11 protein-coding genes are annotated in these 13,537 nt (G+C 67.3%); 8 read left to right on the forward strand and 3 right to left on the reverse strand.

Annotated features, from left to right (window positions below):
* Positions 1 to 15: 15 nt before the first annotated feature.
* Positions 16 to 2,436 (reverse strand): heavy metal translocating P-type ATPase, encoded by a 2,421-nt coding sequence (locus ACQY4T_RS05760; protein ID WP_428538809.1) that lies wholly within the window; start codon positions 2,434 to 2,436, stop codon positions 16 to 18.
* Positions 2,437 to 2,662: 226 nt separating this feature from the next.
* Here ACQY4T_RS05760 and cueR point away from each other — a divergent pair, with 226 nt between their 5' ends.
* From cueR to ACQY4T_RS05795, 7 genes are all read left to right on the forward strand, one after another.
* Complete coding sequence (gene cueR / locus ACQY4T_RS05765; RefSeq protein ID WP_428538811.1) at positions 2,663 to 3,130, forward strand: Cu(I)-responsive transcriptional regulator; 468 nt, start codon at positions 2,663 to 2,665, stop codon at positions 3,128 to 3,130.
* Between the two features lie 356 nt (positions 3,131 to 3,486).
* Entirely contained in the window at positions 3,487 to 4,437 is a 951-nt protein-coding gene (locus ACQY4T_RS05770; protein WP_428538813.1) for a DMT family transporter, read from the forward strand.
* 144 nt (positions 4,438 to 4,581) lie between these two features.
* A complete protein-coding gene (locus ACQY4T_RS05775) occupies positions 4,582 to 5,970 on the forward strand; it encodes an MFS transporter (RefSeq protein WP_428538815.1) in 1,389 nt (462 codons plus the stop codon).
* An 18-nt stretch (positions 5,971 to 5,988) separates the two neighbouring features.
* Positions 5,989 to 6,630, forward strand: a complete 642-nt coding sequence (locus ACQY4T_RS05780; protein WP_428538817.1) for a flavin reductase family protein — start codon at positions 5,989 to 5,991, stop codon at positions 6,628 to 6,630.
* Positions 6,631 to 6,683: 53 nt separating this feature from the next.
* Positions 6,684 to 7,064, forward strand: a complete 381-nt coding sequence (locus ACQY4T_RS05785; protein WP_428538819.1) for a putative quinol monooxygenase — start codon at positions 6,684 to 6,686, stop codon at positions 7,062 to 7,064.
* Positions 7,065 to 7,209: 145 nt separating this feature from the next.
* Positions 7,210 to 8,493 (forward strand): histidinol dehydrogenase, encoded by a 1,284-nt coding sequence (gene hisD / locus ACQY4T_RS05790; RefSeq protein ID WP_428538821.1) that lies wholly within the window; start codon positions 7,210 to 7,212, stop codon positions 8,491 to 8,493.
* Between the two features lie 77 nt (positions 8,494 to 8,570).
* Positions 8,571 to 9,467 (forward strand): enoyl-CoA hydratase, encoded by an 897-nt coding sequence (locus ACQY4T_RS05795; protein WP_428538823.1) that lies wholly within the window; start codon positions 8,571 to 8,573, stop codon positions 9,465 to 9,467.
* Positions 9,468 to 9,606: 139 nt separating this feature from the next.
* On the opposite strand, the gene ACQY4T_RS05800 is transcribed toward ACQY4T_RS05795, so the two are convergent.
* The gene (locus tag ACQY4T_RS05800) at positions 9,607 to 10,578 is read right to left on the reverse strand and encodes a quinone oxidoreductase family protein (RefSeq protein WP_428538825.1); all 972 of its coding nucleotides are present in this window, start codon (positions 10,576 to 10,578) and stop codon (positions 9,607 to 9,609) included.
* Positions 10,579 to 10,778: 200 nt separating this feature from the next.
* Between ACQY4T_RS05800 and ACQY4T_RS05805 the strand changes: the two genes are divergently transcribed.
* The gene (locus ACQY4T_RS05805) at positions 10,779 to 11,690 is read left to right on the forward strand and encodes an SMP-30/gluconolactonase/LRE family protein (RefSeq protein WP_428538827.1); all 912 of its coding nucleotides are present in this window, start codon (positions 10,779 to 10,781) and stop codon (positions 11,688 to 11,690) included.
* Between the two features lie 115 nt (positions 11,691 to 11,805).
* On the opposite strand, the gene ACQY4T_RS05810 is transcribed toward ACQY4T_RS05805, so the two are convergent.
* Entirely contained in the window at positions 11,806 to 13,404 is a 1,599-nt protein-coding gene (locus ACQY4T_RS05810) for a metallophosphoesterase (protein WP_428538829.1), read from the reverse strand.
* Positions 13,405 to 13,537: the final 133 nt, after the last annotated feature.

The following is a 13,537-nucleotide window of genomic DNA, read 5'->3' on the forward strand; positions in this document are numbered from 1 at the left end:
AGCCAGGCAGCGCGGTCATAGCGCGGCGGCGCGCAGGCGCAGGGCGTTGGCGATGACCGACACCGAACTCAGTGACATTGCCAAGGCGGCGACCATCGGACTGAGCAGGATACTGAAGGCCGGATAAAGAATCCCGGCGGCGATCGGAATGCCGATGGAGTTGTAGGCAAACGCGAAGCCCAGGTTCTGGCGGATGTTGCGCATGGTCATGGCACTCAGGCGGCGGGCACGCGCGATCGCCGCCAGATCGCCGCGCAGCAGGGTGATGCCGGCGCTCTGGATGGCGACCTCGGTGCCGGTGCCCATGGCGATGCCGACATCGGCCTCGGCCAGCGCCGGGGCATCGTTGACCCCATCGCCGGCCATGGCGACGATCTTTTTCTCCGCCTTCAGTTGCTTGACGATGCGGAGCTTGTCTTCGGGCAGCACCTCGGCGTGGACCTCCTCGATGCCCAGGCGGCGCGCCACCGCATCGGCGGTCGTGCGGTTGTCGCCGGTCAGCATCACGACGTGGATGCCGCTGCTTTTCAGCGCCTCGATGGCGGCCTGGGTGGTCGGCTTGATCGGGTCGGCGATGGCGATGACGCCGGCGGCCTGGCCATCGACGGCGGCGAACAGGGCGGTGGCGCCGTCTCGGCGCAGCGTCTCGGCGCGCGCTTCAAGCTCACCCAGGGTCACGTTCTGGTCTTGCATCAAGGCGGCATTGCCCAACGCCACCCGGCGGCCGCCGACGCGGCCGATGACGCCCTTGCCGGTGATCGAGGCGAAGTCGGTGGCCTCGCTGGTGCGCAGGGCGGCGGCCGCGGCGACGATGGCCGCCGCCAACGGGTGCTCGCTGGCGCGTTCCAGGCTTGCCGCCAGCGCCAGCAGGTCGTCGCGGGTGATGGTGGGGGCAGTGACAACGTCGGTGACCCTGGGTTTGCCCTCGGTCAGGGTGCCGGTCTTGTCGATCACGATGGTATCGACCCGTTCCAGCCGTTCCAGCGCCTCGGCCGACCGGATCAGCACCCCGGCCGCGGCGCCCTTGCCGACGCCGACCCCGATCGACATCGGGGTGGCCAGGCCCAGCGCGCAGGGACAGGCGATGATGACGACCGAGACGGCGGCGACCAGGGCGTAGGCCAGCGACGGCGCCGGGCCCCAGACCGCCCAGGCGGCGAACGCCAGCGCGGCAATGGCGAGCACCACGGGCACGAACCACCCGGCCACGCTATCGGCCAGACGCTGGATCGGTGCCCGGCTGCGCTGCGCCTCGGCGACCATGGCGACGATGCGCGACAGCATGGTGTCGGAGCCGAGCTTTTCGGCCCGCATGATCAGCGCGCCGGTGCCGTTCACGCTGCCGCCGATCAGTTTGCCGCCGGGCTGCCGGGCAACGGACATCGACTCGCCGGTAACGATGGATTCGTCCACCGCACTGGACCCTTCCAGGACCTCGCCGTCCACCGGGATGGCGTCGCCGGGGCGCACCCGCAGGCGGTCGCCGAGCCTGACCTGATCGATCGGGATTTCCTCGTCGCCGCCGGTTTCGGCCACCCGCCTGGCGATCTTGGGCGCCAGGTTGAGCAGCCCGCGGATGGCGTCGCCGGTGCGCTCGCGGGCGCGCAGTTCCAGCACCTGCCCGAGCAGGACCAGGACGGTGATCACGGCGGCGGCCTCGTAATACACCGCGACGCTGCCGTCGGCGCCGCGGAAGCCGGCGGGGAACAGTTCGGGCGCAAACGTTGCGGCCATGCTGTAGAGGTAGGCGGCGCCGGTGCCCAGCGCGATCAGCGAAAACATGTTCAGGTTGCGGCTGACCACCGAGGCCCAGCCGCGCTGGAAGAACGGCCAGCCGGCCCACAGCACGACCGGGGTGGCCAGGATGCACTGGATCCACACCGAGACCCGCGGCGGGATCAGATCGTGCAGGCCGAGGCCGGGGATATGGCTGCCCATCTCCAGCACGAAGACCGGCGCGGCCAGCGCCAGGCCGATCCAGAAGCGGCGGGTCATGTCGATCAGCTCGTGGTTCGGCGGCGCCTCGGCGGTCGGCTGCAGCGGTTCCAGCGCCATGCCGCAGATCGGGCAGCTTCCCGGGCCGGTTTGGCGGACCTGCGGGTGCATCGGGCAGGTGAAGAGCGCCCCGGCGCTTGCCGGCGGCGATACGGGTTCTTGTTCCAGATACCGGCCCGGGTCGGCGGCGAACTTTTCGCGGCATCCGGCGCCGCAGAAGTGAAATGTGGTTCCGCCATGCCGCAGGCTGTGCTTCGAGGTCGCCGGGTCCACCCGCATGCCGCAGACCGGGTCGGAGGCGGCAGTCGGGCCAGCGGTGGCAGTCGGGTCCGAGGCGGCAGTCTCGCCGGCGGTGGCAGTCGGGCCGGAGGCGGCAGCCGCTTGGGCCGCTCCGGCGTTGTCCGGTGCTTCGGCATGGTGGTGGCCTTGGTGTTGGTCCACGGCAGCTCTCCTTGCCGGCCGCCAGGCCGGCGGCTTGGTCGGGAGATGGGGCTTCCCATCGTGGCAAGGTCAAGGCCCGGGGAATGCCACCGGGTAAATAAGGCGGCGATGGACCGGCCCAAGGGCGGCGGCATGGTCAAACACCATGGCAAGCGCGCGGGCCGGCCGGCCCGGCCTTGACCTTGCCACGCTGGGAACCTTCATCCCAGCGGCAAGGAGAGCGCGCATGAACATCGGCGAAGCGGCCCGGGACTCCGGCATCACCGCGAAGATGATCCGCTATTACGAGAGTGTCGATCTGATCCCGCCGGCCCACCGCTCGGGCGCCGGCTACCGAACCTACGACGAGCGCGATGTGGATACGTTGCGTTTCATCCGCCGGGCGCGGGATTTCGACGTGCCGATGGATCGGGTGAAGCTCCTGGTCGGCCTGTGGCAGGACAAGAACCGGCCAAGCCGCGAGGTGAAGGCGATCGCGCTGCGCCAAGTGGCCGAACTGGAGGCCAGGATCAGTGAACTCCGAGCGATGAAGGACGCGCTGGCCGAACTGGCACAGGCCTGTCGCGGCGACGGCCGGCCGGACTGCCCGATCCTGCGCGACCTGGAGGGGTCATCGCCGGCGCCGATCCATGCCTCGCCGGCTTCGCCGTCGGCCGCGGCGGGAAAGCGCCTGGCGCCGCGCCGACCGGCCTGAACGTAGGCCGGGCCCCTGCATGGGATGGCACCGATGGGAACATTCAAGCAGCGGGACCGGCACGAGAAGCCCTCGGCCCCCAGGGCCTGGGACGGCCGAGGCGGTACTGATCGGCCCGCCGCGCGATCATCCCGATCGGCGCCCACACGCCGCGTTCCAGCAGGCCGGTAGCGGGGATTCCCGGCCGCCATGACCGATGTTGCCGCCGCCGCCGGGACTCGATCCGATCCGCGCGCACCGGAAAGCAAGCACGACCGCGTCTGACTGACGCATACGGGCCATTCCGCTTAGGCTGGGCTTTGATCCTGCCGGATGGGCTACCGTTGCGTTTCGGCAGGAGCACGTCCGGGATCCAAATGAACGCCCCGTCCACCGCATCGCAGCGCGCGATGTTCGTCTTCATCTGCTTCGTCTGGGGCACCACCTGGCTGGCGATGAAGGTCGGTATCTCGACCATCTCGCCCGGCGTGTTCGCCGGCCTGCGCTGGACCCTGGCGGGGGCGATCATCCTGGCATTCCGTGCCGCACGCGGCCAGCGGGTGATGCCGCCGCCGCGGCTAATCCCCAGGCTGCTGCTGGTCTCGGTGGTGCTGATCACGTTCAATCAGATCACCCAGTTGTACGGCTTGAAATACATCACCGCCGGGCTGGCGGCGGTGATCAGTTCGGCGCTGACGCCGATCGCGCTGCTGGCGTTCTCGGTCGGCGCCGGGCAGGAACGGATCAGCCCGCGCCAGGTCGCGGCGATCGGTCTGGGCGTCTTCGGGGTGGCGATGCTGTTTGGCCCGGCGGCGATGGCCGGCACGCTGGACGCGTGGCAGGTGATTGGGGCGGCCGGAGTGACCGTGGGGGTGCTTTGCTACACCGCCGGATCGGTGATGACGCGGCCGATGATGCGCACGCTGGAACCAGTGCAGCTTGCCGGCCTGACTGACCTGATCGGCGGCCTGGTGCTGCTGGTCTCGGCGCTGGCGGTCGAGCCCGGGGCGTGGCAGTCGATGCGCCTGCAATGGGGCTGGCCGGCTTTTCTGGGTTGGCTCTATCTGCTCATCGCCGGATCGCTGCTGTCCACCACGATGTATTTCCTGCTGGTGCGCGATTGGGGGGCGAGCCGGCCGGGGACCTATGCGTTCATCTCTCCGGTGATCGCGGTGGCGATCGGCTGCGCGCTGTTCGACGAGAAGCTGGATTGGGGCGAGGCCGTCGGCATGTTGCTGATGCTGGGCGCCGCTTGGCTGGCGCTGCGTCCGGGGCCCGGGTCCGTCGTGCCGGTGGCGACATCGGCCGCGGTGCTCAGCGAGGGGTAGGTCTGAATATTTGTTTTGTCGCCTGATTCACCCGCTTTGCACGTTCCGCCGAAGCCGCGATCAGGCTCTGGGCGGCGCAAGGTTCGGTCCCTGCCGAACTGATTGGCGGCGATTTCCGGCCCCGGCGCACCCATTGTCGCGGGCATGGAAAACAAATCGTTCGGAATTACCGTGCTGGCGACCAGCCTGGCCTTCGTACTGGTCCAGCTCGATGTATCCATCGTCAACGTGGCCTTGGCGACCATCGGCGTTCGGCTGCGGACCGGTGTGGCTGGACTGCAATGGGTGGTGGACGGCTATGCCGTGGCGTTCGCCGCGCTGTTGCTGTCCGCCGGAGGTCTGGCAGACCGCATCGGGTCTCGGGTCATGTTCATGGCGGGGCTGGGCGGATTTACCGCGGCCTCGGTGTTGTGCGGCCTGGCACCCAGCGCGGGCGGCCTGATCGTGGCGCGAGTGCTGCAGGGTGCGGCGGCGGCGGCGCTGGTGCCCAGCAGCCTGGCGCTGCTGAGCCAGAGCTGCGGCGACGATGCGGCGCGCCGAACCTGGGGTGTCGGCATGTGGACCGCGGCCGGCAGCATCGGATTGGCGGCCGGCCCGGTGCTGGGTGGCGCGATGGTCCAGTTGCTGGGCTGGCGCGGCATCTTTCTGGTCAATCTGCCGATCGGCCTGGCTGGCCTGTGGCTGACATGGCGCTTCGTCGCCGCGACGCCCGGCGCTGAAACGCGCATCGTCGGAACGCGCACCGACTGGGCCGGCCAGGTGCTTGCCGTCCTGACCCTGCTGGTCATGACCGGATCGGTGATCGAGGCGCACCGCCTGGGCTGGGCGTCTTGGCCGATCGCCGGCGGGATGCTGCTGGCGTTCCTGCTGCTGGCGGCCTTCGTCGCGGCCGAGCGCCGGCATGCCGAACCGCTGTTGCCGCTGGGTTGCTTTGCCCAGCGCTCGTTCTCCGGGGCGATCGCGGTCGGCTTCTTGCTGAACATGGCGCTGTATGGATCGCTGTTCGTGCTGGCGCTGTATTTCCAGCAGACCCGGCACTGGTCGGCGTGGATCAGCGGCATCGCCTTCCTGCCGTTGCCGGTGGTGCTGGGGCTGGCGAACCTGCTGGGTCGGCGGGCAGCTTCATGGCTGGGCACGCCGATGGCGATGACGGCGGGGTTGCTGCTGGCCGCCTGCGGCATGGCGGCGTTGCGCGGGATCGGCGCGGCGACGCCCTATCCGGCGAACCTGCCAGGCCTGGTGCTGATCGGGGCCGGCATCGGCGTCAGCGTGCCGCTTATGACGGCGGCGCTACTGGGCAGTGTGCCGAAGCCTCGGGCCGGGGTTGCTTCCGGCGCGCTGAACGCGGTGCGTCAGGCCGGCGGGGCGATCGGTGTCGCGCTGTTCGGCGGGCTGCCGACGCATGACGCGCTGCTTGTGGGCACCGCGCTGCTGGTCGCGGCATCAGCCGCGGCGGCCGGGCTGATCCGCACCGCCGAGCCAGCGCAACATCCGGCAGGCGGGAAAGCGACGGCCCAGCCTATCTGTCGCTGAGATAAGGAGAACCCCGCCATGCATCAGGTCACTCAACCCGCAATTCTGTATTTCGGCACCCCGGTGGTGCTGATCAGCACGGTCAACCCGGACGGCAGCTTCAATCTGGCGCCGATGTCCTCGGCGTGGTGGCTGGGTCAGCGCTGCGTGCTGGGTCTGGCGGCGGGGTCGAAGACCACGCAGAACCTTTTGCGCACCGGGCAGTGCGTGCTCAACCTGCCGTCCGAGGCGATGGGTGCGCAGGTAGATCGGCTGGCCCGCACCACCGGCAGCGATCCGGTGCCGGAAGGCAAAGCCCGCCGCGGCTACCGCCATGTCGGGGACAAGTTCGGGGTTGCCGGGCTGACCCCGATCGCCTCGCTGACGGTAAAGGCGCCGCGCGCGATGGAGTGCCCGGTGCAGTTGGAGGCCGAGCTGGAAGAATCGCATCCGATCGCCGCCAACGATCCGGCCTGGCGCGGCCGCAGCCTGGTGCTGCAGGTGGCTGTGCGGAAGGTCCACACCGCGACCGAAATCCTGGCCGATGGCGAGCCGGACCGCATCGATCCCGACAAGTGGCGGCCGCTGATCATGAGCTTTCAGCGCTTCTACGGCCTGGCGCCCGGCCAGGTGCACGGGTCGGAATTGGCGAAGATACCGGAGGCGGCGTATCGGGCTTGAACCAAGCTGGAGGGGTCTGATTGGAACATCGGAACCATCGAAGCAACTCGATCGTGACGAGCAAAGCAACCCATCCCGACGCCGTGGTGTTGCTACACGATGGATCGGCCCCGAAGCGGAGAAAGACCATGGCGCGCATAACGACGATCGTTCACTTTTCCCTACCGAAGGAAAATATGGGTGAGTTTCTGACGCACTGGAAGAAGATGAGGGATGTGATGCTCAAAAAGCCGGGCGCCCTGGATGGCACGTTCCATCAGTCGATCGACGATGACTCACCCTTTCAGTTTGTAAATGTGGCTCATTGGGAGAGCCCCGAAGCCTTGGCAAACGCTTTGCGTGTAACGAGCCAAGCCATGGATGTGGGCGCGGTCATGCAACGCCTGGGGGTTCGCGTGTCTCAAAACAACTATACCGAAGAAGTAACTTACTAACTCGCAACGTGGCCGCACCTTCTATCGATCCTGGGCGGCCGCGGCGACGAGGATGCAGCCTGTCGCCTGGCATCGCTCGCCATCCCGAACTTGCGAAAATCGCCGAGGCCGCCTATCGCGCCCGAACCACGCGAGAGGCAGGCGCATGATCCGCACCATCAAGCTCGGCACCACCGAGGCTGAAAAGACCGAGGCCGACCGCAAGGTCCGCCACACCGTCGAAGTGATTCTGGAAGATATCGCCGCGCGCGGCGACGCCGCGGTGCGCGATCTGTCGGCCCGGTTCGACAACTGGAGCCCGCCCGCTTTCCGGCTGCGCCCGGACGAGGTCCAGTCGCTGATCGACAGCCTGCCCGACCAGGTGATCACCGACATCAAGTTCGCCCAGGCGCAGATCCGCCGCTTTGCCGAGGCCCAGAGGGACGCGCTGCGTGATATCGAGATCGAAACGCTGCCCGGCATCCGGCTGGGCCACAAGAACATCCCGGTCAACAGCGTCGGCTGCTACGTGCCCGGCGGACGGTATCCGATGGTCGCCTCGGCGCACATGTCGGTGCTGACCGCGAAGGTCGCCGGCGTCGCGCGGGTGGCCGCCTGCACGCCGCCGCTGAACGGGGTGCCTCCGGCCGCCACGGTGGCGGCGATGGCGCTGGGCGGCGCGGACGAGATCTATCTGCTGGGCGGCATCCAGGCGGTGGCCGCAATGGGCCTGGGCACCGACACCATCGCGGCGGTGGATATGCTGGTCGGCCCCGGCAACGCCTTCGTCGCCGAAGCCAAGCGCCAGCTGTTCGGCCGCGTCGGCATCGATCTGCTGGCCGGGCCGACCGAGACCCTGATCATCGCCGACGACAGTGTGGACGCCGAGATGTGCGCCACCGACCTGCTGGGGCAGGCCGAGCATGGGCCGACCTCGCCGGCGGTGCTGTTGACCACGTCGCGCCGGATCGCCGATGCCATCGAAGCGGAGATCGAGCGGCAGTTGGCGGTGCTGCCGACCGCCGATATCGCCCGGGTCGCGTGGCACGACCATGGTCAGGTGATCCTCTGCGACAGCGATGACGAACTGCTGTCCGAGGCCGATCGCATTGCCTCCGAACACGTCCAGGTGCTGACCCGTGACCCGCGCTGGTTCCTCGATCGGATGACCAATTACGGCGCCTTGTTCCTGGGTCCGGAAACCAACGTCGCATACGGCGACAAGGTGATCGGCACCAACCATACGCTGCCGACGAAGCGGGCGGCGCGCTACACCGGCGGCCTGTGGGTCGGCAAGTTTCTGAAGACGGTGACCTATCAGCAGGTCAGCCCGGAGGCGTCCGCGATGATCGGCGAATACTGTTCCCGGCTGTGCGCGATCGAGAACTTCGCCGGGCACAAGGCACAGGCCGATTTGCGGGTGCGCCGGTATGGTGGCAGGAACGCCTGAAGCAGTATCGCCGCGCGGCCGGAACGTTCCGGATACCGACAAGACGGCGGGCGGAACAAACGGGAGGATCGTTCAGCATGACAGACCCAGCCGAACCCACCGCGCAGGTACGCTACGAGATCCCGGCGCCGCACGTCGCTCGGATCGTCATGGCCCGACCCGAGGCGCACAACGCCCAGGGCTTGCAAATGACCTACGAGTTGAACGCCGCGTTCGACCGCGCCGCGCATGACGACGCGATCAAGGCGATCATCCTGGCCGGCGAGGGCCGCAACTTCTCGGCCGGACACGACCTCGGCGGCGACGGCAGCCGGACCTGGCGCGATTTCGAAACCGTGGGTACCTGGGCCGGCTTCGACGCCAAGGGCGCGGAAGCACGCTACGGGCGCGAAATGGAAATCTACCTGGAGATGTGCGAGCGTTGGCGCAATTTGCCCAAGCCGACGATCGCGCAGGTGCAGGGCAAGTGCATCGCCGGCGGGCTGATGCTGGCCTGGGTTTGCGACCTGATCATTGCCAGCGACGATGCGTCGTTCAAGGACCCGGTGATCGACTTCGGTATCTGCGGCGTCGAGTTCTTCAATCACCCATGGGAACTGGGCGTCCGCAAGGCCAAGGAATTCCTGTTCACCGCCGATGAGATCAGTGCGCAGGACGCCGCTTCCCACGGCATGGTCAACCACGTGGCGCCGCGCGATGAGCTGACGGCCGTTACGCTGGCGCTGGCGGAAAAGATCGCGACGAAGCCGGCGTTCGCGCTGAAGGCGACCAAGCAGGCAGTGAACCACGTGCAGGATGTGCAGGGGCGGCGCAACGCGCAGATGCACGCCTTCAGCCTGCACCATCTGTTGCATGCCCATAATGAGCTGATCTACGGCATGCCGATGGACCCGAACGGCCTGCCCGAAGCGGTCCGCGACAAGGTGCTGGCGCGCGTCGCTCGGGCCAAGCAGGCGGCGAAGACGTCTGACTAGCGGCATTTGCGCCCAGGGCCGCAGCCCGACGCGCTACCCTCATGACCGCGGCACGGCGCGCTCCTCATGGCCGCGCCGCGACGCCACATCCTCATGACCGCGGCGCGACGCGCCATCCTCATGACCGCGGCACGACACGCTATCCCCATGGCCGCAGCACGACGCGGCCGGGCGGCCTGTCGGCGGCGGCCTGATACGCCGCCACCGCGTCCGCCAGGGCAAACCGCTGAGCGATCGGAGCGGGCGCGTAATCGCCCGCCTCGAAACCGGAGCGAAGCGCTTCCAGCACGGCGGCGGATTCGGTCTGGTCCAATTGCAGCGAGTCGATGCCGAACAGCCGGCTTTCGTTGTGGTAGAAGTCCGCAAGGTCGAAGCTCACCTCCCGCCCGCCGGTGACACTCATTTCGACAAGGCGGCCGCGCCGAACCAGGCAAGCCGCTGCGTGACGGAACATGGTGCCACCAACGCAATCCAGTACCACGTCGGCCCCGCGGCCGCCGGTGACGTCGCGCAGCGCCTCCGGAATATCGGCCGCGTCGGCGATCAAGCAGGTTCCGGTCTCGGTAATCGACGCGCCCGGACGTGGTTGCCTGCGGTCCGTGCCGATGATGCGGGCGCCGATGCGTCTGGCGATCTGCACGCCGGCATTGCCGACCCCGCCACTGGCGGCGATGATCAGCACCGTTTCGCCCACGCGCAGATCGGCGGCCTCGACCAAACCTTTCCATGCAGTAATGAAATTCACACCGACGCAGGCCGCCTGATCGAAGCTCAGTGCATCCGGTTTGCGCCGCAGGCTGGCTGCCGGAACCAGGATATGCTCCGCATGAGAACCGTCCCGGGTGAACCCGCTGTCACCGCCAGTGCCCCAGACCTCGGCACCGATCCAGGCCGCCGGGCCGGCCGTGACCACGCCGGCGAAGTCGCGGCCGGGGGTGCGCGGCAGGGTAGTCTGTGCCATCGCGCCCTGGACGTTCTTCCAGTCGCTGGGATTGATCGAGGCAGCCTCGACCCGGATCAGCGCTTCGTCGCTTGCCGGAGACGGGTCGGCGATGGTTTCGACCGTCAGCACGTCCGGCTTGCCGTGGCAGGTGAACCTGACAGCCCACATCCTGGCGTCTCCCACAATTGTGGCGCGCCGTTCGACGCGGCACGAATCCGCGCGTCGCCTGACGCGACATAGTTCCGACACGTCGCTTGACGCGACATGGTTCCGGCGCATCGCTTGACGCGACATGGTTCCGGCGCGTCGCTTGACGCGACGATCATTCGGAGGACACTGCCTCAAGCCCGAAAAGGAGGAAACACCGCATGAGCGACGTCACCATCATGGCAACCGGTTTCGGCTTTCCCGAGGGCCCCGTGGTGTGCCCCGACGGTTCAATCATCCTGACCGAGATCCGCAACAACCAACTGTCCAAAGTGACGCCGGACGGCAAGGCCAGCGTGTTCTCGCGCTGCGGCGGCGGTCCGAACGGGCTGGCGTTCGGCCCGGACGGCGCGCTGTATCTGTGCAACAATGGCGGCAGCCGCTATGTCGAGGGCTACTCGATGGGCGTCGCGCCGCATCCGGACTACAAATTTGGCTACATCCAACGGATCGATGCGAAAACCGGTGAGTCGAAAACGCTGTACGCCGAGGCCGGCGGCAACAAGCTGTCGGCGCCGAACGACATCGTGTTCGACACCCAGGGCGGCTTCTACTTCACCGACCTGGGCAAGCGCTACGCCCGCCATCGCGACCACGGCGGCCTATACTACGCGTTGCCCGATGGATCGAAGGTGACCGAGATCGCGTTCCCGATGCTCAGCCCCAACGGCTGCGGCCTGTCACCTGACGGCAAGACCCTGTATGCCGCCGACACCGAGGGCGCTCGGTTGTGGGCGTTCGGCATCGAGGCACCCGGTGTGCTGCGCAAGCCGGACCCGCACGCCCATCACAGCGGCCGTGTCATCGCCGGCCTGCCCGGCAACGCTCGGTTCGACAGCCTTGCGGTGCTGGCCAACGGCAACATCGCGGTGGCAACGTTGAACACCGGCTACATCACCGAGATTTCACCCGGCGGCGAGATCGTGCGCGCGGTGAAGATGCCCGACCAGTACCCCACCAACATCTGCTTCGGCGGCGCCGACATGCGCACGGCGTATATAACCTTGTCGGACAGCGGACGCCTGGGGTCGATGCAGTGGCCGACGCCGGGGCTGAAGCTGAACTTCGGGTGATCACGCATCGCACTTTGTCCCTCGCCGAGTGCAACATCAGCTTGACTGGAAAGTCAGGCTGATAAAGTTGCTCGCTCAAACAAGGAGCTAGAGCGCGGTTTACGGTGACCGCGCTCTAGTCCCGCCGTGGACGCCGCAGCGTGAACGTCTCGAACGCCGCCAGCTCACCACCCGGTCCCACGACGTCGTAGTAAACCACCTTCATGGTAGTCAGTCCGCCGCGCTCCGATCCCGGATCAACGGTGAACGCGGCGAAGCCGTAGGCGTGCGCGGCGTTCCGCACCGCCGACCAGGGCGCGTCCTCCTTGACGTAGATCGGCACACGCTTTTTCCTTGCCGGATCGACCGCCCCGACCGAGACGATCACGCGGCACTGTGGCGGATCGAAAAACAGCTCGTTCGACGGCACCGACGTTCCACCGCCGCCGATCACCATATGTACCGTTCCCTTGGTCGTATCGATCACGTCGGTGACCAGCGAAGCGGGTTTCGGCGTCAATGTCTGGTTCGCCTCCTGCCCGCGGATCGGGTGAGAGCGCTCGTAATGATGTTCGTGCCCACATACCACCAGGTCAACGTTGTATCGGTCAAATAACGGCACCCATTCCTCGCGGATTCCTAGGTCCGCGCCGTTGAATTTGTCAGCCGTCGAGATCGCGACCTGGTGCATGCACACCACCACCCAGTCGATATCGCGGCTCGCCCGCGTGGCTGCCAATTCCTGTTCCAGCCAGGCTTTTTGCGCGCCGTACGAATAGCCCCTGACGTATGAATTGCCGCCGTCCTGATACGCGACATCGTCGTTGGCGATACTGATCACCCGCACCGAACCGGCGCTGAAGGCGTACCAGAGTCCGCGTGTCACCTCGGTCTGGCCGGTCGCCTCCGGCACCGAGAAATAGGTCTGGTAAGCCTGGTAGCCGATGGGTCCGTTGCCCAACTCGTTCTCGTGGTTGCCGGGCGAGGGCATCCACGGGCGGTTGCGCGCGCTGCGGGTGTTGTTCGCCCAGAAATCCCACCAGGTCCGCACGCGGTCCTGGGCCAGATTGGCATAACAAAGATCGCCATTAAACAAGTGGAACAATGGCCGCAATTGTTCGACGCCCAGCGTCGTGTCGCCCGCGGCCGGTGAGCCGAGATTGTCGTTGACGAACACAGCCGCGGTCAGCGTGATCCCCGGTGGCGGGACAAACTTCTTGCCGGTGGTCGGCGTCCCCTGATCGCCGAAACTGGTGAACGTGAACGACGCTCGGCCACGCGGTGACGTCCGGAACGTGCCAAACTCCGGCGCCGCGCCGTCATGCATGGCGCCATACATGTAGCTCGCATCGGCCTGCAGCCGCGCGATCTTGGCATGATATGCGTAAACCACCTGCTTCGACTTTCCGTCGGTGTAGCTGGTGGGCTTGGCGGACACCGTTTGCTCGAACTTGCCATCGGGACGGCCGAGCACCACCCGCGGATTGTGGACCGGCTGAAGTGTGTGCCAGGACACGGTGACCTCGGACGATGCATCCGCGCCGAATTGCAGGTGCAGCCCTGCCACCGCGGGGATCGCCACCAAATCCGGCAATTGGCCTGCAACGGAGGCGCCCTGGGCCTCACCCACGACGGTGACCGAGGCCGCTGCCATGGCCCCCGATCCAATTCCCGCCGCCGCAAGCAGGTTGCGACGACTCAGTTCAAGGTTAAGCCCTGCTGCTTCCGCGGTCATGTGGTCCATCCTGCCATGTCGGACCCGATCGGTGCCGCACCAAGAGACAGAGGACTATCGCGACTCGATGACAGTTGCGAGGCAAGCCTGCCGGAACCGCGCAGCGGCCCACGATCCAGTGACGGTCAGCGTC

Source organism: Rhodopila sp. (assembly GCF_965277825.1).
Taxonomy (GTDB): Bacteria; Pseudomonadota; Alphaproteobacteria; order Acetobacterales; family Acetobacteraceae; genus Rhodopila.

What these genes read in the sequence shown, in the direction of transcription:
- cueR (WP_428538811.1), top strand. Translation starts at nt 2,663, where the DNA reads ATGAACATCGGCGAAGCGGCCCGGGACTCCGGCATCACCGCGAAGATG.
- ACQY4T_RS05770 (WP_428538813.1), top strand. Translation starts at nt 3,487, where the DNA reads ATGAACGCCCCGTCCACCGCATCGCAGCGCGCGATGTTCGTCTTCATC.
- ACQY4T_RS05775 (WP_428538815.1), top strand. Translation starts at nt 4,582, where the DNA reads ATGGAAAACAAATCGTTCGGAATTACCGTGCTGGCGACCAGCCTGGCC.
- ACQY4T_RS05780 (WP_428538817.1), top strand. Translation starts at nt 5,989, where the DNA reads ATGCATCAGGTCACTCAACCCGCAATTCTGTATTTCGGCACCCCGGTG.
- hisD (WP_428538821.1), top strand. Translation starts at nt 7,210, where the DNA reads ATGATCCGCACCATCAAGCTCGGCACCACCGAGGCTGAAAAGACCGAG.
- ACQY4T_RS05795 (WP_428538823.1), top strand. Translation starts at nt 8,571, where the DNA reads ATGACAGACCCAGCCGAACCCACCGCGCAGGTACGCTACGAGATCCCG.
- ACQY4T_RS05800 (WP_428538825.1), bottom strand. Translation starts at nt 10,578, where the DNA reads ATGTGGGCTGTCAGGTTCACCTGCCACGGCAAGCCGGACGTGCTGACG.
- ACQY4T_RS05805 (WP_428538827.1), top strand. Translation starts at nt 10,779, where the DNA reads ATGAGCGACGTCACCATCATGGCAACCGGTTTCGGCTTTCCCGAGGGC.
- ACQY4T_RS05810 (WP_428538829.1), bottom strand. Translation starts at nt 13,404, where the DNA reads ATGACCGCGGAAGCAGCAGGGCTTAACCTTGAACTGAGTCGTCGCAAC.